The sequence below is a fragment of the Microbulbifer maximicatervae (SeqCode) genome, from assembly GCF_052468295.1.
In genome coordinates this window covers 117,652-140,289 of sequence record NZ_CP174340.1, presented here as the reverse complement: position 1 = coordinate 140,289, position 22,638 = coordinate 117,652, and the positions used below count along the sequence as shown (strand labels likewise).

The following is a 22,638-nucleotide window of genomic DNA, read 5'->3' as shown; positions in this document are numbered from 1 at the left end:
CGGCAATAACCGACAGCTTTTTAGTGGTGACTACCGACAAATAGCCGGCTAATCCAACTTAGGAGAAACGCAAAGCGCTCTTGACGCAACCATTTCCCAAAGAGTTATGGAATGAAGGCTATAAACTTTTACCATCGCTATCTTTTGCATCTAACTGCTTTCCATCTGGTCCACCATCCCGAGGAGGAATCAGAAACTGAATCTCATTAGAGTTGGTATTCGCGGCCTTGGGGTCAGTAAGAGCTCCCAGAAATACCACTATAAGGTCCATCTCTTCTTCGCTCAGGCGATTTATACCCCCACCCTCATTTCCATCTAAGATCGCCTGAGAGTGTGCCAAACCATTGGGAGCCAGTTTACTGGCGCAACTTTCAAGATCTTTGAATTGAGCGAGATCACACATCTCACTATTCTCAAAGTACCTGGAAATGGAGGCTCCATGATCACTATAGTGTTCAACATTTCTCTTCAGCGTACCAAATTGCCCGTTGTGCCCCCAGGGACCAGTGATCGCCACATTCAGTAAGGTTGGTGCCCTGAATGCTCCGAACCCTAAGGAACCCTCTCCACCCAGATCTTCCCCACTGCCACTCTCATCGGTTCCTATACCTATCTGCGGATAATTTGCGGCCATCAAGGCTTCAGAGGTGAAGAAAGCTCCCTTGTGACAGAACGTGCACCCAGCATCCTTTGACATAAAAGTAATAGCACCACGCTTTTCCTCTACATCGAGCGCTTCCAGGTTACCGCCCACATAGTCAAAGAAGGGGTTATCGATAAATATTTGCACGGCTTCATAAGCTGCAATTGCTTCAGCAATACGACTGAAATTAATTTCAGAATCCCCAAAGGCAGACGTAAACAGGGGAGCCCAAGCTTCGACATCCAGATTAGCCGCTAATATATCTTCGCGGTATGCAGTGAAATTTTCATCGACAGAATCATCGTATCCAAAGTCCGCGATGTCACCCATTTCTGGCGGGGCCGTTACCGGGAAATGCGCCTGCGCCATAAGTAGGGCTAACGAACCAGATCCCACAGCATCATTCGTATTATCGGTAACATCTCTTGAATCCGTACGGAGAACGCCATTCGGACTCAGTGAGACCCGGTTATCCCAGAACAGTCCACGAGACCATAACGCCGCATTACAAATAGCTTGTGAATTTCTCGGCACTAAAGGCACTTCATTAGTTCCATCAGATCGACCTGGCCCGAGCAAAGCGGTATCTACAGCATTCACTCCAACCGGCATCGAAAGGTCATCTCCCCCACAACCAATCGCAGGGTGGTGACAAGATGAACAAGAAGTATCTTGATTAGCACTGAGAGACTTGTTGTGAAACAGACGCATGCCCAGCTCCACCTTGGCAGGATCCTGCTCACTGCGGACCCGTGCGGCAAAAGCCCGAATATCTTCGACAAGAGAAACCATGCGATTGTACTCGAGCATGGCTGCCAAACAATTGTCCAAGTCCTCTTCGAGTAGATCTAGTGCCGTCGCAGTATTTTTACACTCTGCAAACGTGGAGATACGCTCATTCAAAACATCATCTTCTGTACCGTTATTCAGGCCAGCATTGGTGTCATTAACTAATGTCTTAACCGTAACCTGCGAAGTTTCCGATTCGTTTGCAGCATCAACTGTACTGACAGAGTAAACATATTCGGTGTTAACTGAGAGGCCCTGTTCGACATAATAGTTATTGCTGGTTTCCGCGACCTTTTCACCGTTTCGATAGATAAAGTAAGTCTCACCATCTCTTTCCCAGTTAAGACCGATACTGGTTCCCGAGTGGGCATAGCCAATTAGCTCAGCGGGTTCACCGGCTTCTTCAGGCTCAGGATCAGGATCAGGATCGGTGCCCGTCCCTGAGCCAGAACCAGAACCGGAACCGGAACCGGAACCGGAACCGGAACCGGAGCCATCATCACCCTGAACGGTATCTGCAGGCGAATTATCCTCACTACCAGATGACCCGGAGCCGCAACCAACTAACAGCGAAAACAGCGTGAGGAAAAAGAGTCTAAGTAGGACTCTGGGAAAGACTTTTTGATCGAACTTCTGAGCACTCATAAGAATCCTAGTGGTCCCTTCCATATATTTTTAATAGTTCATAGGTGATAACGCGACACCAATAGATTTGGTTGACCAATTAAGGAAGAAATGTGAACAAAAGTCCGGAGTGAATCCCGAAGGGAACGACCAACTCACCAAAATTTCAGGGGATAGAGTTTTTTTCCAGCAACAACTGACTAAAAACTTCGCAATCCAGACGATGACTTATACCTAGCCCTGATCGCAGGAATTCACTCTCGGATCAACTTCGGCCTGGCTCTGGAAGCAAAGTAAGAATGAAACTGTCGTGAATTTTAAGGCAGAAGGCGGTTGCCTGAATAATGAATGCGAATAAAGGTCGCTAATGAAGAGTTGGCATCTCACCAGTAAGTCAATATTAGTGAGATGCTCAAATAAAATGCAGGAATGTTAAAGTTCGTTGCCGTCCTGATCCCAGGCATCCAGCTGCATTCCATCGGGTCCGCCGTCACGGGGAGGAATCAGGGATTGGGTTGCATTTGAATTTACATTCTCTGCATCCGGGTCAGTGAGCGCCTCAAGAAATGCCGCTAACAGCTTCACTTCATCGCCGTCTATCGGAAGTGCTGCATCACCATCTATCTCCAGAATTGCCTCGGTCAACTCCAGACCATTGGGCGCAACTTTCGCTGCGCAGTCTTCTAGCTCGGCAAACTGATCCAGGTCGCACATTTCACTATCTGCGAAATACCGGGATACCGAATCTGCTTGCCCGGCATAGTGCTCAATATTTCTTTCTAAGGAGCCAAACTGCCCGGCGTGCCCCCAGGGACCAGTAATGCCTGCATTGAGCAGTGTTGGAACACGAAAGCCACCGAGTACTGCCCCTCCCCAATCAGCGCCATCATCCTCTTTTCCGACACCAATTTGAGGATAGTTAACGACCCTCAAACCCTGGTTAGTAAAGAAGGCGCCCGTATGGCAAGCAGTACAACCAGAGCCTGGCGTAAAATAAGTAATTGCTCCCCGCTTCGCATCGTCATCCAGCGCTGTCAGGTCACCGTCGATATAGTCAAAGAAGGGATTATCAATAAAAATATATACCGCTTCATAGGCAGCAATCGCCTGTGCGACCCTACTGTAGTCAATACTGTTGTCTCCATAAGCGGCAGCAAATAAGGGGCCCCAGGACTCCTCATTGAGCTTTGGTATAAGATATTCCTCACGGTAGTCAGTAAGGTCATCGTCGCTACTTTCGTCGTAGCCAAATTCAGAAATATCCCCCATCTCAGCAGCATCTGTCACCGGAAAATGGGCTTGGGCCATCATAAGTGCCAAAGTACCAGTACCAACCGCCGCTTCAGTATTATTGGTTACATCCCTGGAGTCTGTTTTAAGGCCACCGTCGCTCGTGAAAAGAACGCGGTTGTCCCAGAATAATCCATTATCCCAGAGCGCCACATTACAAATAGGCTGGGCATTGCGTGCAACCAACGGCACTTCGTTTTCACCATCGGAACGCCCTGGGCCAAGCAAATCGGGATCAACGGCATTAACCCCAACAGACATGGAAAGATCATCACCAGCGCAGCCTATTGTCGGGTGGTGGCAAGAAGAGCAGGCGGTATCACCGTTAGCACTAAGACTTTTACTGTGGAATAACCGCATACCCAACTCAACCATCTCCGGGTCTTGCTCACTTCTAACTCGAGCAGCGAAAGCGCGCATATCCTCCAATTGCTCTGCCATTCCCACTTCATCCAGCACAGCCTGCAAGCAACTGTCGAGACTACTATCGTCAACATCTACGGCTGAGCGCTCATTTTGACATTCATCAAAATCAACAATGCGCTTTTCAATGGCCTCTGCTTCAGTACCATTGCTCAGGCCATCATTCGTGTTATTAACCAGTGTTTTTGCAGTAACACTATTAGTATCACTATTAGTATCACTATCAATACTCCCCACACCGACCCAATAACTATATTCAGTATTAACTGAGAGGCCTTCATCCACGTAATGGTTATCTGTAGTTTCTGCGATCAATTCGCCATCGCGATAGATGCTGTAGGTCTCTTCAGAGACCTCCCAGGAGAGCCCTATGCTGGTGCCGGAGAAGGGATTTGCAATCAGTTCAGCAACCAAGATCCCCTGCTCTGAATCGGATTCATCATCTGACCCAGTATCACCATCCGAACTACCATCAGTATCACCGTCCGAATCGTCACCATCGTCTGAGCCAGAGCTATCCCCAGAGCCGCTATCATTTTCAGTAGTTTCTGTCGGTGAATCATCCTCACCGCTAGAGGAACCACCTCCCCCACAGCCCACCATAAATAGAAATAAAGAAATGAACAGCAGCTTATTCAGCGCTACAAGAAATTGGGTTAATTGGTTTTTTTCCGCGTTCATAATGTTCGAACAGTCCCGTCGATAACTTTTCTTTTCCTAAGCCAGGCAACTCAGAGAACTCCATGCACTTCAACTCTCAACACAGCTGTGCAAGCATTTCTACACTTTGTTTTTCCTGAACCTAAGCACGCTGTAACAGCTCCAGGCCAAATGAAAATGACTGGATAGCACGCTATAGCGTCATAATGTTTTGATGGATGTTGGAGATACGGGTGTAGCTACTGCAAAGATCCAGTGCCAGACGGTCTAGTGAAGACCTCTCTCCAATGGCCAGCTATTTCATTCAAAGTCAAAATGTTGCAAGCAAAATGCAAATTAAAAAAATATGATCGTTTTGACCTAATCTCATGCATATATCCAACGCTCCCTTCCCGGGTAAATTTTCCTCGAGCGTTAAACGTTAGATAAAGCAATTTCGTTGACACGAAAAATAGAATAGAAAGGAACTTTTAGGCTAAACAGAGTTTTTTTGAGAAGGGGAAAATCGAAGCCAATAGGCTGCCAACAATTTGGCAACCTATACAAAAAATTACCAGCGACTAGTTAACAATACGAACGGGGCGCTCTGCATTGCGGTAGCGCTCGGAGCGGCGGGTACGGTCATTAACACTGCCTGCCAACTGACCACAGGCCGCATCAATATCATCGCCGCGTGTAGTGCGCACAGTCACGGTATAACCTTTGTCGAGCAAAATCTGCTGGAAGCGACGCAGTGCGTTATTACTCACTCGCTGATAGTCGGACAACTCAAACGGGTTAAAGGGAATCAGGTTAATTTTCACCGGAATCTCTTTAAGCAGCTCTGCTAATTGCTCAGCGTGCTCCGGGCGGTCGTTAACCTCGCGCATCAGCGTGTATTCAATGGTCATTTTACGGTGCGTATCCGGCATGCGGTCGATGTAGCGCTTGGCGGAATCCAGTAGCACCGCAATAGGGTATTTTTTATTGATCGGCACCAACTCGTTACGTAATTCATCGTTGGGCGCATGCAGGGAAATTGCCAGGCTCACATCGGTCACATCGGCGAGGCGGTCCAGTGCGGGCACCACACCGGAGGTCGACAGGGTGACGCGGCGCTTGGAAATACCGTAGGCGTTGTCTTCCATCATCAGGTTCATGGAATCGACCACATTGTCGAAATTGAGCAATGGCTCACCCATGCCCATCATCACCACGTTGGTAACCTTGCGCGGTCCTTTCGGGTCCAATTGACCGAAAGATTTACAGGCAATCCAGACCTGCCCGATAATTTCTGCCGCCGTTAAATCGCGGTTAAAGCCCTGCTTGCCAGTTGCACAAAAGCTGCAATCCAGGGAACAGCCCACCTGGGAGGAGACACAAAGGGTGCCGCGATCACCATCGGGGATATAGACAGTCTCGATAGCATTGCCACCGGAGACTTTAATTAACCATTTCCGTGTGCCATCGGCGGAATCCCACTGATTCAATACTTCCGGGGCACGGACTTCGGCCACTTCCGCCAGCTTTTGACGCAGGGCCTTGCTGACATTGGTCATCTCAGCAAAATCATCAACCCCATTCTGGTGAATCCACTTTAAAACCTGAACAGCGCGGAAGCGCTTCTCGCCCAATGATTCAAAAAAGGCGGCCAGCTTTTCTACCGAAAGGCCGAGCAGGTTGGTTTTCTCTGTGGTCATTCATTTCACCTCGGGGGAAGAATTGCACCGGTCCGGACAGACCGGTGCGATTTGTGGCGCGGATTAAGCGCGCGCGCAGATTTCGTCGTCGGCGAAGAAGTAGCTTACTTCGCGAGCAGCGGACTCTGCGGAGTCGGAACCGTGTACAGCGTTGGCGTCGATGCTGTCAGCGAAGTCAGCGCGGATGGTGCCAGCAGCAGCTTCTTTAGGGTTGGTAGCACCCATCAGGTCGCGGTTTGCCAGGATAGCGTTCTCGCCTTCCAGAACCTGTACAACAACTGGACCGGAAGTCATGAAGTCAACCAGGTCTTTGAAGAAAGGACGCTCTTTGTGCTCAGCGTAGAAACCTTCAGCTTTTTCGCGGGACAGTTGAACCATCTTCATGGCAACAATGCTCAGGCCAGCTTTCTCAAAACGGCTCTCGATTTCACCGATTACATTCTTGGCTACTGCGTCCGGCTTGATGATAGAAAGGGTACGCTCCAGGGCCATGGTTATCTCCAAATTGATTTTTTGTAACTTAACTTAGGAACCTCTGAACAACTCTGTAAGCCCCGCAGGGCGGGCCTTCAAGGCTCGCAGAGGTGTTGCGGGATTGTTGCGGAGTTGTTCAGAGGCTCCCTACATAAAGAAAGAGCAACCTACTCAGTTGCTCTTCCCTGATATTCCTTTCATACCCACCGGGGGTACTCAATTTTTGATCACCGCATTTCGCGGCCGGCGGATTATACGGGGTATTGATCGACTTTTGTACTCTCTTGCCAATACTGCCCCCGAAGGCCGGTCACTCCTGCTCTTCGATCCAGGCAGCCTGGATCGCTTCGAGGATTTTCTCTCCGCAGCGATCGGGATCGTCATCAAATCCGGGCAGCGCCATCACCCAGTTGCGCAGGTCGACAAAGTTGACCGTCAGAGGGTCCACATCCTCGTGAGCTTCGCTCAACTCTATGGCAATATCGTGAATATCAGTCCACTTCATGATTCGGCTTCCTCAGCGTGCAAGTCAGTGCTTTTCCGACACCTGGTTGATGGTGTACTTGGGAATCTCGACCACCAGGTCTTCATCCTCCACAATCGCCTGACAGGACAGGCGAGACTCCGGCTCCAGGCCCCAGGCTTTATCCAGCAGGTCCTCTTCAAGCTCGTCCGGCTCTTCCAGGGAATCGAAGCCCTCGCGCACAATGACGTGGCAAGTGGTACAAGCACAGGCTTTTTCACAGGCGTGCTCAATTTCAATATCGTTGGCCAGGGCCGCGTCGATCACGCTGACACCGCTCTCCGCTTCCACCACTTTGCCCTCAGGGCACATTTCCGGATGGGGTAAAAATACTATCTTCGGCATGGGGTACTGAACCTCTGTGGTCTCAATCCGACGGGGAGAAAGTAACGACTCCCCGGCCGCCGGCAGCGCAGAGTCTGCGCCTGATCATGGTTATTTATCAAATTCATCCAAGCTGTGGCCCTGCATAGCGCGCTTAATGGAGGCATCCATACGCTTGGCAGCAAAAGGCTCGGACAACTTATTCAAGGCTTCGATACGTCGACGAATTTCCTCTGCGTCGCCGCCGTTATGGGCCAGGCGCAAAGCCTCCATCGCGTGCTCAAGCTCATTTAACTCACCTTCGTCCAGCAGCTGGGCACCGTTCTCACGCAGGGCCACCAACATGCTTTCCAGGGTTCTCTCCGCTTCCACCTGGGCCTCACGCAGGGCACGCAAGGCGATATCCTCAGCGGCGTGGGTGTAGGATTCCTGCAGCATTCGCGCAATATCCTTGTCCTCCAGCCCATAAGACGGTTTAACCGTAATATCGGCACTAACACCACTGCTTTTTTCCATGGCTGTCACCGATAAAAGACCGTCAGCATCCACCTGGAAAGTCACACGGATATGGGCGGCACCGGCCACCATCGGCGGTATGCCGCGCAATTCAAAGCGCGCCAGTGAGCGACAGTCACTCACCAGCTCCCGCTCGCCCTGGACAACATGGATTGCCATGGCAGTCTGGCCATCTTTAAAAGTGGTGAACTCCTGGGCTTTGGAGACGGGGATCGTCGTGTTGCGATCAATCAGTTTTTCCGCGAGGCCGCCCATGGTTTCAATCCCGAGGGAAAGGGGAATAACATCCAACAGCAGCAGTTCTTCGCTGGACTTATTGCCCACCAGTACATCAGCCTGAATCGCGGCGCCGATTGCTACTACTTGGTCGGGGTCAATTTCCGCATGGGGGGGACGACCAAAATAACCCTCAACCCGCTCCCGCACGCGCAAAGTACGAGTGGAGCCACCCACCAGAACCACTTCCTGCACCTCATCGGCACTGATACCGGCATCGCGCAGGGCGCGCTTACAGGCGCGTAGGGTTTTGTCGATCAGGGGGTCCAGCAGTGAAGCCATGGTTTCGCGATCGAGCACACCGGACCAGTCGCCGTATTGCACTTCCACCTGCTCGACACTGGACAGGGATTCTTTCGCAGCACAGGCGCTGTCTAACAGGACTCGCTGGGTCGCGGCGTCGAGATCGGTACCCAATCCCACTTGCTCGGCGATCCAGGAAGCGATAGTGCGATCGAAATCGTCGCCACCGAGAGCGGTATCGCCGCCGGTAGACATGACTTCAAACACACCCCGGGACAGGCGCAGAATAGAGATATCGAAGGTGCCGCCACCTAGGTCATAGACTGCGATCACACCCTCTTCGCCTTTATCCAGGCCGTAGGCAATAGCCGCTGCTGTGGGCTCGTTGAGCAGGCGCAGGACTTTCAGGCCCGCCAGCTGGGCGGCGTCTTTGGTCGCTTGGCGCTGGGCATCATCGAAGTAGGCCGGCACGGTGATCACCGTACCATCCAGCTCACCGCCCGCTTTGCCATAGAGCGCTTCGCGGCCGCGCGCAGCCAGTTTTTTCAGGATTTCTGCCGATACCTGCACCGGGTTTACCGGTCCGGCTGCAGTTTCAATCGAAGGCATACCGCCACTGCTCTCAGCCAGGCGATAGGGCAGCTGCTCACCAAAACTTTTGATATCTGCAACACCTCGCCCCATCAGGCGCTTGATAGAAATCATAGTGTTGTAGGGATCTTCTGCAGCGCACGCGCGGGCTTCAGCACCCACGGTAATCGCCTCGGCTCCGTAGTGCACCGCTGATGGCAGGATCACTTCGCCCTGCTCATCGGCAATGGCCTCTGCCGATCCACTGCGCACGGTCGCTACCAGTGAGTTAGTGGTCCCCAAATCGATACCCACTGCGTGCTTGCGCTGGTGGGGAGCTGGGCTCTGGCCCGGTTCAGAAATCTGCAGTAATGCCATTAGTTATCTCTTCTTTAAGCGGGGCGCGGTACCGTCTGGCCCTCTCAGTCAGTGCTCTCGCAACTAGTCGTTGAAAAGGTCTTCTTCCAGCTCGTCAATTTGTTTCTCAAGCTTGGCCAGGAACTGAAGCTTGCGCAGAGAATCCTCTGCTGCGCCCAGATTGCCCCCGTCATAAGTTTCGGCAAAGCGCTGTTCCTCATTGGAGATCAGCCCCCGCGCCTCAGCACTGAGCTCATCCAGCGCAGCTGCAGGATCGGGCTGCTCGCGCACTTCTTCCAGGCGCTCGCGCAACATCATCTGCTGCATCAGAAATTCAGTATCTTTGGTGGTCTGCTCAGGTGGCACATCTACCCCGGCCAACTTGAGTAGGTAGGCGGCGCGCTGTACCGGGTCGCGCAAAACGGTGTGCGCCTCATTGATCTGAGCCGCCATTTTGATGGCCAACAATTGTTCGCCCTCGGAATGGGAAGCGTATTTGTCCGGGTGGAATTCCCGCTGTAACTCCCGGTAGCGGGTCGCCAGGGCACTGCGATCGACCGCGAACGCGGGTTGCAGACCAAAAACTTCGAAATGGTTCAGGTTGGTTGCCATCTGAATATACCTACTGGGGCACAGCCTGGGACGCGGCTGAAGTTGCCGCTTACTGCTGCACGGCCCCCAACTGTCCGAGGAGCCAATAAAAAGGCCGGTATGCGCAGCGCACCCGGCCTTGTGGGGCGAGAGCGAATCAGACGTGGAAACTCTCGCCGCAGCCACACTCATTTTTTACATTAGGATTCGAGAAGGTGAAGCCTTCGTTCAGGCCTTCCTTGACGAAATCCAGCTGGGTGCCGTCGAGGTAAACCAGACTCTTGGGGTCCACCACCAACTTAACGCCGTTTTGCTCAAATACCGTATCTTCGGCTTCGAACGAATCGACAAATTCCAGCACATAGGCGAGACCGGAACAGCCGGCCGTTTTGACACCGACACGAATGCCGATTCCCTTGCCTCGCTTGGCCAATTGACTTTGAATGTGGGCCTCAGCGGCCTCGGTCATACTAATAGCCAAAACAACACCTTCGCTATGTTTAGACGCTACATTTGGACGAAAAGTTAACCCGCCGCAGATTCCTTGGCTTCTACAGCGTCATCAGACTCACCGCGCTTTTCACGGATATCTCGAACCGCAGCCTTGATCGCATCTTCAGCGAGAACCGAGCAGTGGATTTTTACCGGCGGCAGCGCCAGCTCCTCTGCAATGGCAGTGTTCTTGATCTGCTCCGCTTCGTCGATCGTCTTGCCTCTCACCCACTCGGTCAGGAGGGAGCTGGAGGCAATGGCGGAACCACAGCCGTAGGTCTTGAACTTGGCGTCTTCGATAACGCCCTCGTCGCTTACCTGAATCTGTAGGCGCATCACGTCACCACAGGCGGGCGCGCCCACCATACCGGTACCTACATTGTCCGCCTTGTCGTCCATACGTCCAACATTGCGGGGGTGCTCGTAGTGGTCAATTACTTTATCGCTATAGGCCATGACTTTTCTCCTAACTCTTGCGCGCGCTTAGTGAGCGGCCCATTCAATCTTGTTCAGGTCTACGCCGTCTTTGTACATATCCCAAAGCGGTGACAGTTCACGTAGTTTCTCCACTGCCTTGCGCACTTCTGCGGCAGCGGTGTCGACATCACTCTCGCTGGTAAAGCGACCGAAGCTGAAGCGCAGTGAGCTGTGCGCCAGTTCGTCGTTAACACCCAGGGCTCGCAGTACGTAACTGGGCTCCAGACTCGCAGAGGTACAGGCGGAACCGGAGGAAATCGCCAGGTCGCGCAGCGACATGATTAGGCTCTCACCTTCTACAAACGCAAAGCTCACGTTCAGGTTGCCCGGAATTCGCTGCTCGGCGGAACCGTTGATATGGACCTCTTCCATATCCTTGATCTGATCCCAGAAACGGTCGCGCAGAGAGCGCAGACGCTCGGCTTCCTGAGCCATTTCTTCTTTAGCAATACCAAAGGCTTCGCCCATACCGACAATCTGGTGAGTCGGCAGGGTACCGGAGCGCATACCGCGCTCGTGGCCGCCACCGTGCATCTGGGCTTCCAGACGGACGCGGGGCTTGCGGCGTACGTAAAGGGCACCGATACCTTTGGGGCCGTAAATTTTGTGGCCGGAGAAGGACATCAGGTCAACCTTCATTTCCTGAAGGTCGATCGGCAACTTGCCGGCGCTCTGGGCCGCGTCCACATGGAAAATAACTTTGCGCGAGCGACACAGTTCGCCGATTGCAGCGATATCGTTGATCACCCCGATCTCGTTGTTAACGTGCATCAGGCTCACCACAGTGGTGTCCTCGCGCATGGCTTCCTCAACCTGCTCCGGATAGACGATGCCGTCTTCGCGGGGATTCAGGTAGGTCACTTCAAAACCTTCCCGCTCCAGCTGGCGGCAGGTATCCAAAACAGCTTTGTGCTCAATTTTGGAGGTAATGATGTGCTTGCCGCGACTCTGGTAAAAGTGGGCCGCACCCTTGATACCTAGGTTGTCGGACTCGGTGGCACCGCTGGTCCAGACAATTTCGCGCGGATCGGCGTTGATCAGCTCCGCCACTTGGCGTCGGGCATTCTCCACTGCTTCTTCCGCTTTCCAACCAAACAGGTGGGAGCGGGAGGCCGGATTGCCGAAATTGCCTTCCATCGTCAGCTGCTCTGCCATTTTCTTGGCGACGCGTGGGTCAACCGGACAGGTAGCCGAATAGTCCAGATAGATGGGAAGCTTCATAGTCATACCGTTTCCGCTTAGTAAATCTCTAATATCTGTCTGCTGGCCCGTTTGGGCCCCAATCACAGGCCGCCGAGTACAGCGACCCTCTCTTCCGGCGCCTCGCGCATATCTTGCCGACGCGCAACTTCCTGCACCTCAGCTCGGGAAACCAGGTTGGCCAAGCTGATACTGCTGAGGAAGCTATGAATCTGATCGCTCAAATCTGACCAGAGGTAGTGGGTCAGGCACTGTTCGCCATTGGCGCAATCCGCATTGCCGCCGCAGCTAGTGGCATCTACAGACTCATTGACTGCATCAATGATCTGCGCCACAAAAATCTCTTCACCATCCCGCGCCAGGCGATAGCCACCACCGGGTCCACGCACACTGGACACCAGCCCAGAATGCCGCAACCGGGAGAACAACTGCTCCAGGTAGGACAGTGATATACCCTGGCGCTTGGATATGTCTGCCAGACTGATCGGTCCGCGATCAGCGTGCAACGCCAGGTCCAGCATGGCAGTCACCGCGTAGCGGCCTTTGGTTGTCAAACGCATATCAGCTCCCAACTGATGTACAGCCCTTTTCCGATCGGGGCGCGAGTATGGAATAACCCACTACTGTAGTCAAGTATATAACCCAGCGGGACACTCGGGTACTCAACTAGTCGGGTCGCCCCTTACCACCAGAGCGATGAATGTAATTCTGGATTGAGGTCAACATACCGCGCAGGATACCCAGCTCCATATCATCGGGGCGCACCCGACTATACAGTCGGCGCAGGCGGGTCATTGTTTGGCGGGGGTTATCCGGGTCAATAAAGCCCAGCTCGCCCAGCGCCTGTTGCAGGTGATCGAAGTACAACTCCATATCGCTAGCCTTGGCCGGTGGGCGATCCCAATCGGTGTAATTCACAGGCTCACCCTTTTCCGCTTCCAGGGCCGCCATACGCACTTCGTAGGCAAGTACCTGAACAGCAGTCGCCAGATTCAGGGAGCTGTATTCCGGGTTGGCAGGAATATGCACATGGTAGTTACAGGCCTGTAACTCTTCGTTGGTAAGCCCTCGATCCTCGCGGCCAAACACCAAAGCAACCGGATGAGACGCGGCCTCGGCGACGGTACGCTCTCCACACTGGCGCGGGGTCAGCAGCGGCCAAGGGATTCGGCGCTCGCGAGCGCTGGTGGCCACAACAAGACCACAATCAGCCACGGCCTCTTCCAGGGTATCCACCACAACGGCGCTATCAAGCAGCTCAGCTGCCCCGGCTGCACGCCAAACAGCATTGGCTGCAGGAAATTCCCGAGGCGCTACTAAGTACAGCTGACTCAGGCCCATATTCTTGAGCGCGCGCGCCGCACCACCAATATTTCCGGGGTGTGCGCTGTTAACCAGAACCACGCGCACATTGTCGAGCGCGGCAAGTGGAGTCGTGTCTAAAGGTGACTTGGCCATACTGAAAGTAATAAATCGGTGTCATGGGGGCGCGCGAGTGTAGCAAAAACCAATCGGAATCCCTACAATCGCGTCCGTCGCAGTTAACCTGCGGCCTGCTTTTTAACCCCTTTAACCACTTTGTGCGGAATAGTTATGGAACCCATGCTAAATATTGCCCTGCGCGCGGCGCGTAAGGCAGGAGAACTGATCGAACGGGCCTGGGAGCGCGGCGACCTGATGAAATTCGAAGAAAAGACGCGCAACGATTTCGTTACTGAAGTGGATAAGGCCAGCGAACAGGAGATTATCTATCACCTGCGCAAGGCCTACCCCAAGCACAGCATCCGCGCTGAAGAAAGCGGCCTGCAAGAGGGCGCAGAGCCAGATTACGAGTGGATTATCGATCCCCTCGATGGCACCACCAATTTTATCCACGGCGTCCCACAGTTCGCTGTTTCTATCGCCTGTCGCTATCGCGGCCGCATTGAGCACGCAGTCGTACTGGACCCCATCAAACGCGAAGAATTTACCGCAAGTCGCGGTCGCGGAGCTGCCCTGAATGGCCGCCGTATCCGCGTCTCTTCACGCCAGGGCATGCGCGGCTCTCTGATTGGCACCGGCATCCCCTTCAACGGCCTGCCGCTGGATAACATCGACGCCTACCTGGCCGCCCTAAAAGATATCGCGGGGCAAACTGCGGGAATCCGCCGCCCTGGCGCCGCAGCGCTGGATCTTGCCTATGTTGCTGCCGGGCGATTCGACGGCTTCTGGGAAATGTACCTGAACACCTGGGATATCGCAGCGGGCTCCCTGTTGGTCAAAGAAGCCGGCGGCCTGATCAGCGACTTCCGCGGTGGTGAAGACTACCTGGACTCCGGCCACCTGGTCTGCGCCACTCCGAAAGTATTTAAGCCCCTGGTGAAAATCGTGGGCAAGCATATGGGGCACATACGCTAAAAGCCTGAGCGGCACTCCGGCAAATAAGATGCCGGGGTGCTGATTCCAAAAGTCCAGTTCACCTCTTCCCCGTCAAACACTCCATCAAAACTCGCGCAAGCTGCGGTCGATCAAAGTTATCCGGCAAAGCGGTTGTCACCCCCGAGGAAGCCTCTCCCCCCATAACCACCAAACAGGTTTTTTGAGTGACTTGACCCTGCTTGAGGATACTTACCAAATCCCCAACTGACATTCCCCGCAAGGCATTGGGAAACAACAGTACATCCGGCGCTTGGGTACGCGCCATAAATATGGCCTCAACAACATCTGCGGCCACAGAAAGCTGTACTTGCGGCGCCCCCTGCAAAAGTTTTTCCACCCGAGCCACACTTTCAGGACGGTTATCCACTAGCAGCAATCTACAATCGGGTAATGTTGACGGGGCATCAACAGAATTTGCAAATGACAGGAAAGACTCCGCAGCATCAACCATTGGGAATTCAACCCAAAATACTGAGCCCTGCCCTTCCTGACTGTCAAAATCGATCCGCCCCCCCATCGCCTCCGCCAGACGCTTGGCAATTGCAAGACCGACACCCGTACCCTCGATATGCCCCTTTTCCTCCCCCAAACGGTTAAAGGGTTCAAAAACTTCTTTGCGTCTCTCTGCTGCAATCCCCTTGCCGGTATCCAAAATATTCAGCCTCAACCAGCCATCGGCCTGCGGCGTAAAATTAATAATGACACGGCCATTTTCACGATTGTATTTCACCGCATTGCCCGCCAGGTTCAATACAACTTGCTTATAGCGCACAGGGTCCGCACAAATATAAGCTGACTCCCAGCCGAGAGGCTCAAACATCAAACTTACGCGACGGGTTTCAGCCAGGGGCTCAAGTAAACGTTTACATTCTGCAACCAAATCGGCCGGACGAATTAATTCCATCGAGGGGCCCAAACGCCTACTGTCGATTCTGGCCAGCTCCAATACATCGCCAACCAAATGCAATAAATGCTGCCCCGCTCGACGAATTTCTGATAAGCGCTGACGCTGGTCTGCGTTGAGACTCTGATCTAATTCGACAATTTGGCTGTAACCTAAAATTGCATTAAGTGGCGTGCGTAATTCATGGCTCAGGCTAAATAATAAATCTGCCCGATGCGCATTTTCCTCCCGCTGCAACTCCAGCTCCCGCTCCATTTGCGAAAGTCTTTCCCGGCTGCGGCTGACGTCTTGTAAAACTCCCAACACCCGCACGGGCTGACCGCGACTATTTAATTGGGCCTTGCCGCGGCAGCGAACCCAAACCACACTGCTATCCGAACGCCAGATGCGAAATTCCACATCGAGCGGTAACCCCTCGCGCACATGATCCCGCATGGACTGCTCAACCCGAGGGAAGTCCTCCGCTAAAATTCGAGCCTTCCACTGCTCCGCGGCTGAAATACCGATACTGCGTATCGGGCTCACTTCGTAACCCAGAATTCCCCAGCAGGCATCATCAAGCACCATTTCATCTGCGCGTAGATCCCACTCCCATAAACCATCGCCAACTCCAGACAGTGTTTGTAAGGGGCGCTCGCCAGGCAGGTTGGATAGGTAGCGCTGGGCCAAGGTTTCAGTGAAGTCAGCGCAACTTCCAATCACAACAAATCCACTGTCATCCTCGAGGTTTATTGCGCGTCCCCGCAATCGTAACCAGCGCAACTGACCGAAACTGTCGTAGGCACGAAAAGTAGTATCGAAGTGTCCACCTTTGTTAGTAAGACGACGCCGCACAGTGATAATTCGATCCCGCTCATCAGAGTGAACCGAACGCAATTCATCACCCGTCCACAGGGAAGTCAAAGAGAGTTCTGCAGTTTCTGCAAACAGGAGCCAAATTTCACCCTGAGCACGCTGGGCACCGGAATCCGGATGCCACTCCCACAATCCACAATCTGAATCCAAAAACAAATCTTGCAAACAAGCGGCATGGCGGGTCAGACGAGATTCATCTACAGAAGAGAGTTCGTCGCTGGTTGCCAACTGGAACTCTGCATTGGATGGATTTGGGGTTAATGACTCTGACACACAGGGCTCTACTATCGAAATTCGCTCATTAATTATATGGCTCATGCATCCTTGCCATGAAAGAGAGCCTCTCCCCCGGGCCTTTAGATTTGGAAGCTCCTCGGGAAACCATAAACTAAAGCATTATGAGCTTTGCGCAAAGTGCGGACAAAAAAAAGGCCCCGCAATGCGGGGCCGTAATCAGCGATGATGAGAGAAAACGGGAAGTCACCCAGTGTTAATGGTTTGCCATAACCCTAAGAAACTCTCCCGAAATGCGGAACCTTCGCCCCGCATGATTACCAATGCAACCCTTATGCCAACTTTATAAACAGTAAGATTCGTGAAGCTCCACACCGACTATTTCTATGCCTTGGGAAAAATGAACCAGCAAGAGACCCTTTTTTCGTTTTTTGCACCAAAAAATGGCAGAGCCACCTCATGCCACCTAGGTTTGCAGAAGTGGCCATCCACTCCGATGACTTTGTGCCACAATTTTCTAAAGGAATAGCTCCTAGCTTGAGCAGGGAACTGGCAAATATAAACTCCCTCCCTCCTTGACTCCACAATACCTCTCGGAGCCTCTGCTATAACCGGATCAAAAGATGAACAAGGCCACAACTGTACGTAAACGTTTTTGGATCCCCACTATTCTCTTTGCCTCTACAGGCTTCCTCGCTATCACGGCAGTCCCTCTGTATGGAGTCATTTACGGATATCATTGGCATCAATGGATCGCCTTTCTCATAATCACTTTTATTTGTGGATTAGCGATTTCTGCAGGCAATCATCGACTCTGGACACACAGGGCTTATGAAGCCCACTGGATCTTACGACTATTACTTTCGTTGTTTAGTGCGGCAACCCTGCAAAACACGACATTGAATTGGTGCTCTGAACATCGCCGCCATCATCGCTATACCGATGACAATGACCGAGACCCACACTCTTCTGCGCGAGGGTTTTGGCACTCCCATCTCGACTGGATGATGCACGAATACCCGTCAAATAAAACAGACCACGGCAATGTTCCCGACCTTAAACAAGATAAAATTGTTATGTGGCAACACAAAAATTACCTTCCAATAGCCCTGGGGATGAATTTTAGTATTTGCCTACTGCTCGGACTTATTACCGGGGACATTATTGCCATGTTCCTACTCGCTGGAGTTTTACGCATTGTAGTGAACCATCACTCAGCCTTCGCCTTAAATTCAATCGGACATTATTGGGGAGGAAAAAGTTATAGAAGCGACATATCTGCGTGTGATAATCCACTTATAAATATTTTTTGCTTTGGTGAGGGCTATCACAACTATCATCACGCTTTCCATTACGACTATCGAAATGGCGTTAGATGGCACAATTATGACCCCACCAAATGGCTGATTAAAGCTCTGAGCTGGTTGGGAGCCACTCAAAAACTAAAGAGAGCCCCGGACCGCAAAATAGAGGCGGCCTTACTAGAAGTTGAGTTCGAACACACTCAGAAAAAACTGCGAAAAAAAGACAACGATCCTAGTCGAATCGAAATATTAAAGAAAGAGAGGAAGCTATTTTTTAACACAACCAAAAAGTGGCGGGAAGTAGATGTAAAAATTTCCACCCTAAACAAGGTTGAACCCAAACCAGCCAATGAAATCAACTCCCTCAATGCACAAGTTAAAGAATTTAAACTGAGCTTGAAGGCGCAAAAAAAACGACTCAGAGCAATGCTAAAAGAGTCTGATAAACAGTCTTCATTGAGCAGTAAAATAAACACCCAGGAAAACGTCACATAAGAAGCAGCGGGCCCACCACCATAAAGTAATAGCCATGGAGACCCTGAATAGATCCGTGATACCTCCCCCTGGCTTGTTTGAAAAGATCAAAGACAAAGGGAGCTGGCAAGAGATCCTGGACAGTGAGATTTGCGAATTCGCCAAGTTATTGAAGAAGTGGAAATCTCTTCAATTTTTACGCCATGGAGAAAAATATGGACAGCCGCCCGGCGAGTGGGAACTTACTTCGATCCAAATGAAAATCCAAGAACTTGAATATGGACTCAAAATGCAAGGAAAGCGGCTAAAAACTCTAATTGAGAAAAATCGGCCAAACGAAGGGGCGGCCACCCCCTAACCAGACAATAAGTATTGCTTCGCAAGATAACAAAATCGACAAACTATTAGCGAACTTCCCTAGTCGCTGGCAAATTTTCGCATGGAAAATGCCACCCGCTCATCCACATTTTTCCTGAACATTTCTTCATCAAATTTTTCGATAAAGCCCAAACGTTCGCGCAAGCCAACACCGTTGGCAACTTGGATTGCCAACCCTGGACGCGCATTGGCCTCGAGTAAGAGCGGGCCACGTTCACGATCCAGTACAATGTCACAGCCCAAATAACCCAGCCCGGTCATTTCATAACAGCTGGCCGCCAAGCGGACCAGCTCGTACCAACCTGGCACATGCAATGCATCGAAAGGCACTTCAGTGTCCGGGTGCTGGTCAATTCGCAACCCGCGCATTACCGCATGACAACTTTTGCCCGTGGCCAGGTCGATACCAACACCCACAGCGCCCTGGTGCAAATTGGCTTTACCATCTGAGGCGTGGGTTGAGCAGCGCAGCATGGCCATCACCGGATAACCGCGAAAAACAATAACCCGCACATCAGGCACACCCTCAACAGAGTAGCGATCGAAGACCGGGTCAAAGTCCACCAGGGCCTCCACCATCACCCTGTCGGGTTTACCACCGAGACTGTAGAGGCCGCTGTGAATATTGCTCACGTGCCGCAAGATATCCAGCGCATCAATTTCAGCACCGGATATCTTTTTATATTTGTCACCATTGCGACCGGCAATAACGAGAATACCTTTACCACCGGAGCCCCGTGCCGGCTTGATTACAAACTGCCATAGAGGGTCAATCACCTCCATAACTCGCTTGCGGCTGGCAGGGCTTTCAAATGCCTCGATCAACTCGGGCACAGGAATTCCCGCTTTTTTAGCCGCGCGCTTAGTGTTTAGCTTGTCGTCGACGATGGGATATTTTTTGCGGTCGTTATAGCGCGCAATATAGTCAATATTACGCGCGTTCATTCCCAACACCCCCATGCGGCGCAGGGTCAGCGGAGATACCACTCCGCCGCGAACTTTATTGAAGATATGCTTAACTGAAAACTGCAGCATAACGCCCCCTAGCGAACCAGCGGACGGAAACGCATCAACTCACTGAGTCGATATCCGGTGTAGTTGCCCACCACCAGAATAAAGGCCAGCAATACCAACAGTAACTCGGGGAAGTTGAACGTCCAATGCTCAATATAGCGGTTGGTCATTACCCACCAAGCCAGTATCGCCACGAATAAGCTACCCCCGGACTGCACCACCACTTCGTAGGGACCATCCTCCTCCCACACAATCGACATACGCTCGATAGTCCAGGCAAGGATAATCATCGGGAAGAATGTCACTGTGAGAGCCTGCTCAATGCCCAGCTTATAGCTGACCACACTGATTGCCCCCATTATTATCACCACCGTCACCACGACGGCGGCGATCCTCGACACCAATAGCAAATTGAGTCTACTGAGATAGAACCTCACCCAAAGGCCGAGGATCAGGATCAAGGTAAAAATAGCTAAACCGGTAATCAGCTGGGTTTCGATAAAGGCAATTGCCAGCAGTACCGGCATAAAGGTACCGGAGGTGCGCAGGCCCACAAATACACGCAGCAGCACCACCACCAGGGCCCCCACAGGGACCAGCAGGATCAGCTTGAAAATACTCTGCTGCTCAATGGGCAAACTGTAGATCGAGAAATCCACCAGCGCATCTTTCTCATCCTTGGTGCTGCGCATAGAGACATCGCGAGCTGGGACATCATTGGCAATCACAGAGAAAGTCACTTGAGAGTTACGACCGCCCTCAAGATCTAAAAGACTCTTGCCACCGCGCTGCCAAATAAAGAAATTTTCCGGCACACCTGGCTGGCCACTGCTGGGTTCAAACACGATCCAACGCTTGCCATCATAGACTTCAAGCAGATCTTCTGGAGATAGTCGACGTCGATCATCCTCCAGGTAGAGGCCGCGAATACGGTGAGCGGGGATATCGGCTGTCGCCAGTACAAGCAAAGCGACATCTACAAAAGAGCGGTCGGCGTAATGGCGGAAGATCAGGTTGCGATCCTGATTCTCATCGTCATTCAATTCGAATAGTAATTGGGTGGTTAGAGATTCCACATCGGAAGAGCGCTCACGAGCCTGCTCAACCAGGGAGTAAATCGCCAAGCGCACCGCTTCTTGCTCACGGGCCCCCAGGAAGGGTTTTTGTATCTCAGTGCTCAGATCCAGAGGCTGCGCCAGCGCGGCACCGGGGCGCTGGTAGACATCCAGCTGATAGAAGAGAGATTGGGGGCCTCTTGCGGCCCGGCGAGACCAAATGGCCCGATAGGCATCATCTTCTCTCGCGATATAGAAACCAAAACCGGAGGAGCTGAAGGTCTCCCCCAGTATTTCCATATTGCGCTGTTCGCGCGGGAGGGTCAGTGCGGCCTTTACCGGACCGCCATCGGCATCGAAGCCTACTTTTGCTTCGATAGTCCACACAGTGCGGTACTCACCCGGTAACAGCGGAAAACCCAACTCGAGGTTTTTATAAGCAGTCAGGCCTGCTCCCACCAATGCGAGTAATGCCGCAATTACATAAACTTGGACACGCGGCGACATTCGCCATTCCCCGTAACTCTGAGGCTCCAACTAGGAACCCAATTGGATAACTGGCCTATTTAACCCCGTCTATTTGGGGCTGGCCCTGGACATTGCGCCGGCTCACATCGACAACAGCGGCATCTTTGAGGAAGTTGCGTCCCAGCAGCATCAATAAATCAGAGCCGCCCTCATCGGTCAGGTTAACTTCCACTTGGTGGGTTACATGCCCAACAGTCAGGTTAAGCTCTACCACCGGCCTGCGCTGATTATCAAAACCCAGGCGCTCCACTCGAACATGGCGCTTGATAGGCAGCTCTACCGAGACTGGGTCCATTTTACTGGACTGTACAATCTGGAACCTGATCCAGTCCCTGCCATCCCGCTCGAACGGAGTCAGCTTCCTGACCCGCAGTGTGGAGGTTGGTGAACCTGTATCGACGACAGATTCCAGGATCAGGCCGGGAGGCTCTATGGCCACTTCTTCTACCGATCCCAAAACCAGCTTGTCTTTGGCAACAGGCACTTCGACTACTTTTTCTACAGTTCGTTCGATTACCCGCTCTACAACTTTTACCTCCGGCTCAGCACAAATGACTTCCGCAGGCTCGGGGCACTGCATTGCCACATCTGGCGATTCCACTGGTGGTACAACTTCCGCTGGCTGGGCAGCCCGGTCCCGCCCCGGATACATCAGTGACTCACAACCGGCGAGCACCGAAAGCGTCAACATTAACCACAGAAGGGAAAATCTTTGCATACCGACCAATTACCTCAAGCCCCATTAGCAATGCCATTCGGACCGCTACAAACGCGCGGTGTTCGCTTAAATGACGGAGAAATTAGTCCCCGCCTCAGGCAAAAGGTCGATATTAGCTCATGAGCGCGGCCACTGCACAGAGATGTCCGCCGAGTCGCGGGACTCAACGCTAACAATGTGACATGCCGCCCAGAGTGGTTAAAAGCACTGGACCCAAGGAATTAAAGGCTGGTTAGCCCTGCTGCAGGCGCTGGTCGATAGTTTCCAAAATAGCCAGCAGTGCCGCAGCATCATCCCGCCCTTTGAAGAACTCCTCGGCAACCGGAGCAATACCACACTGGCCCGGCAGGGGCATCTCCCCTTCAATCAGCACCTGCATACGCGGCAAGAAAATAAATTGAAGCCACTGGGGCAGGGTCAAAGTATCCACACAGAATGGCTCGGTGCTGGCCAGGGCTTCTGCGGGCGGCGCATTATCCTGCCAAACCTGCAGGCTGCGCAGTTCGGACTCAAGGAACAGGAGCTGATCAGCGATTTCAGAATAAATAGGTTGCATAACTCATAGAACCTTCACATTTACAGCCGTGATAATACGCAATAGCCAC

At 52.4% G+C, this 22,638-nt stretch carries 21 protein-coding genes; 3 read left to right on the top strand and 18 right to left on the bottom strand.

The window, feature by feature from the left end; genetic code table 11:
• Positions 1–118 precede the first annotated feature (118 nt).
• The 13 genes from ACJJIQ_RS00880 to trmJ form a co-directional block, all read right to left on the bottom strand.
• Positions 119–2,077: a cytochrome-c peroxidase gene (locus tag ACJJIQ_RS00880; protein ID WP_445363407.1), complete on the bottom strand. Its 1,959-nt coding sequence runs from the start codon at positions 2,075–2,077 to the stop codon at positions 119–121.
• A 411-nt stretch (positions 2,078–2,488) separates the two neighbouring features.
• Positions 2,489–4,450, bottom strand: a complete 1,962-nt coding sequence (locus ACJJIQ_RS00875) for a cytochrome-c peroxidase (protein ID WP_445363406.1) — start codon at positions 4,448–4,450, stop codon at positions 2,489–2,491.
• Positions 4,451–4,989: 539 nt separating this feature from the next.
• On the bottom strand, positions 4,990–6,108 hold the full coding sequence (gene rlmN / locus ACJJIQ_RS00870) for a dual-specificity RNA methyltransferase RlmN (RefSeq protein ID WP_444892905.1): 1,119 nt from the start codon (positions 6,106–6,108) through the stop codon (positions 4,990–4,992).
• Positions 6,109–6,171: 63 nt separating this feature from the next.
• Complete coding sequence (ndk, locus tag ACJJIQ_RS00865) at positions 6,172–6,600, bottom strand: nucleoside-diphosphate kinase (RefSeq protein ID WP_108731991.1); 429 nt, start codon at positions 6,598–6,600, stop codon at positions 6,172–6,174.
• A 292-nt stretch (positions 6,601–6,892) separates the two neighbouring features.
• Positions 6,893–7,087 (bottom strand): Fe-S cluster assembly protein IscX, encoded by a 195-nt coding sequence (gene iscX, locus ACJJIQ_RS00860; RefSeq protein ID WP_282934076.1) that lies wholly within the window; start codon positions 7,085–7,087, stop codon positions 6,893–6,895.
• A gap of 24 nt (positions 7,088–7,111) precedes the next feature.
• Positions 7,112–7,450 carry an ISC system 2Fe-2S type ferredoxin gene (gene fdx / locus ACJJIQ_RS00855; protein ID WP_108731989.1) on the bottom strand — a complete coding sequence of 113 codons (339 nt, stop codon included), beginning with the start codon at positions 7,448–7,450 and terminating at the stop codon, positions 7,112–7,114.
• A gap of 90 nt (positions 7,451–7,540) precedes the next feature.
• Positions 7,541–9,412, bottom strand: coding sequence for a Fe-S protein assembly chaperone HscA (gene hscA / locus ACJJIQ_RS00850; protein ID WP_445363405.1), 1,872 nt, complete (start codon positions 9,410–9,412; stop codon positions 7,541–7,543).
• A 63-nt stretch (positions 9,413–9,475) separates the two neighbouring features.
• The gene (gene hscB / locus ACJJIQ_RS00845) at positions 9,476–10,003 is read right to left on the bottom strand and encodes a co-chaperone HscB (RefSeq protein ID WP_445363404.1); all 528 of its coding nucleotides are present in this window, start codon (positions 10,001–10,003) and stop codon (positions 9,476–9,478) included.
• Positions 10,004–10,139: 136 nt separating this feature from the next.
• On the bottom strand, positions 10,140–10,451 hold the full coding sequence (iscA, locus tag ACJJIQ_RS00840) for an iron-sulfur cluster assembly protein IscA (protein WP_444895049.1): 312 nt from the start codon (positions 10,449–10,451) through the stop codon (positions 10,140–10,142).
• Between the two features lie 56 nt (positions 10,452–10,507).
• The gene (gene iscU, locus ACJJIQ_RS00835) at positions 10,508–10,930 is read right to left on the bottom strand and encodes a Fe-S cluster assembly scaffold IscU (RefSeq protein WP_445363403.1); all 423 of its coding nucleotides are present in this window, start codon (positions 10,928–10,930) and stop codon (positions 10,508–10,510) included.
• A 27-nt stretch (positions 10,931–10,957) separates the two neighbouring features.
• Positions 10,958–12,172 (bottom strand): IscS subfamily cysteine desulfurase, encoded by a 1,215-nt coding sequence (locus ACJJIQ_RS00830; protein WP_444908430.1) that lies wholly within the window; start codon positions 12,170–12,172, stop codon positions 10,958–10,960.
• A gap of 62 nt (positions 12,173–12,234) precedes the next feature.
• Entirely contained in the window at positions 12,235–12,711 is a 477-nt protein-coding gene (gene iscR / locus ACJJIQ_RS00825; RefSeq protein WP_282934079.1) for a Fe-S cluster assembly transcriptional regulator IscR, read from the bottom strand.
• Positions 12,712–12,817: 106 nt separating this feature from the next.
• A complete protein-coding gene (trmJ, locus tag ACJJIQ_RS00820) occupies positions 12,818–13,609 on the bottom strand; it encodes a tRNA (cytosine(32)/uridine(32)-2'-O)-methyltransferase TrmJ (RefSeq protein ID WP_108731983.1) in 792 nt (263 codons plus the stop codon).
• A gap of 135 nt (positions 13,610–13,744) precedes the next feature.
• On the opposite strand from trmJ, the gene ACJJIQ_RS00815 reads away from it, so the two are divergent.
• The gene (locus tag ACJJIQ_RS00815; RefSeq protein WP_282934081.1) at positions 13,745–14,548 is read left to right on the top strand and encodes an inositol monophosphatase family protein; all 804 of its coding nucleotides are present in this window, start codon (positions 13,745–13,747) and stop codon (positions 14,546–14,548) included.
• A 58-nt stretch (positions 14,549–14,606) separates the two neighbouring features.
• Here ACJJIQ_RS00815 and ACJJIQ_RS00810 read toward each other — a convergent pair whose 3' ends face one another.
• Entirely contained in the window at positions 14,607–16,646 is a 2,040-nt protein-coding gene (locus ACJJIQ_RS00810; protein ID WP_445363402.1) for a sensor histidine kinase, read from the bottom strand.
• A 539-nt stretch (positions 16,647–17,185) separates the two neighbouring features.
• Here ACJJIQ_RS00810 and ACJJIQ_RS00805 point away from each other — a divergent pair.
• Complete coding sequence (locus ACJJIQ_RS00805) at positions 17,186–18,361, top strand: acyl-CoA desaturase (protein WP_445363401.1); 1,176 nt, start codon at positions 17,186–17,188, stop codon at positions 18,359–18,361.
• Positions 18,362–18,395: 34 nt separating this feature from the next.
• A complete protein-coding gene (locus ACJJIQ_RS00800) occupies positions 18,396–18,698 on the top strand; it encodes a hypothetical protein (protein WP_445363400.1) in 303 nt (100 codons plus the stop codon).
• Positions 18,699–18,757: 59 nt separating this feature from the next.
• Here the strand turns inward: ACJJIQ_RS00800 and ACJJIQ_RS00795 are convergent, their stop codons facing one another.
• The 4 genes from ACJJIQ_RS00795 to ACJJIQ_RS00780 all read right to left on the bottom strand — a co-directional run bounded on the left by ACJJIQ_RS00795 (position 18,758) and on the right by ACJJIQ_RS00780 (position 22,589).
• Positions 18,758–19,753, bottom strand: coding sequence for an alpha-L-glutamate ligase-like protein (locus tag ACJJIQ_RS00795; RefSeq protein ID WP_445363399.1), 996 nt, complete (start codon positions 19,751–19,753; stop codon positions 18,758–18,760).
• An 8-nt stretch (positions 19,754–19,761) separates the two neighbouring features.
• Positions 19,762–21,294, bottom strand: coding sequence for an inactive transglutaminase family protein (locus tag ACJJIQ_RS00790; protein ID WP_445363398.1), 1,533 nt, complete (start codon positions 21,292–21,294; stop codon positions 19,762–19,764).
• A gap of 55 nt (positions 21,295–21,349) precedes the next feature.
• Positions 21,350–22,033 (bottom strand): ATP-dependent zinc protease family protein, encoded by a 684-nt coding sequence (locus ACJJIQ_RS00785; protein WP_445363397.1) that lies wholly within the window; start codon positions 22,031–22,033, stop codon positions 21,350–21,352.
• A 232-nt stretch (positions 22,034–22,265) separates the two neighbouring features.
• On the bottom strand, positions 22,266–22,589 hold the full coding sequence (locus tag ACJJIQ_RS00780; RefSeq protein ID WP_282934088.1) for a YqcC family protein: 324 nt from the start codon (positions 22,587–22,589) through the stop codon (positions 22,266–22,268).
• Positions 22,590–22,638: the final 49 nt, after the last annotated feature.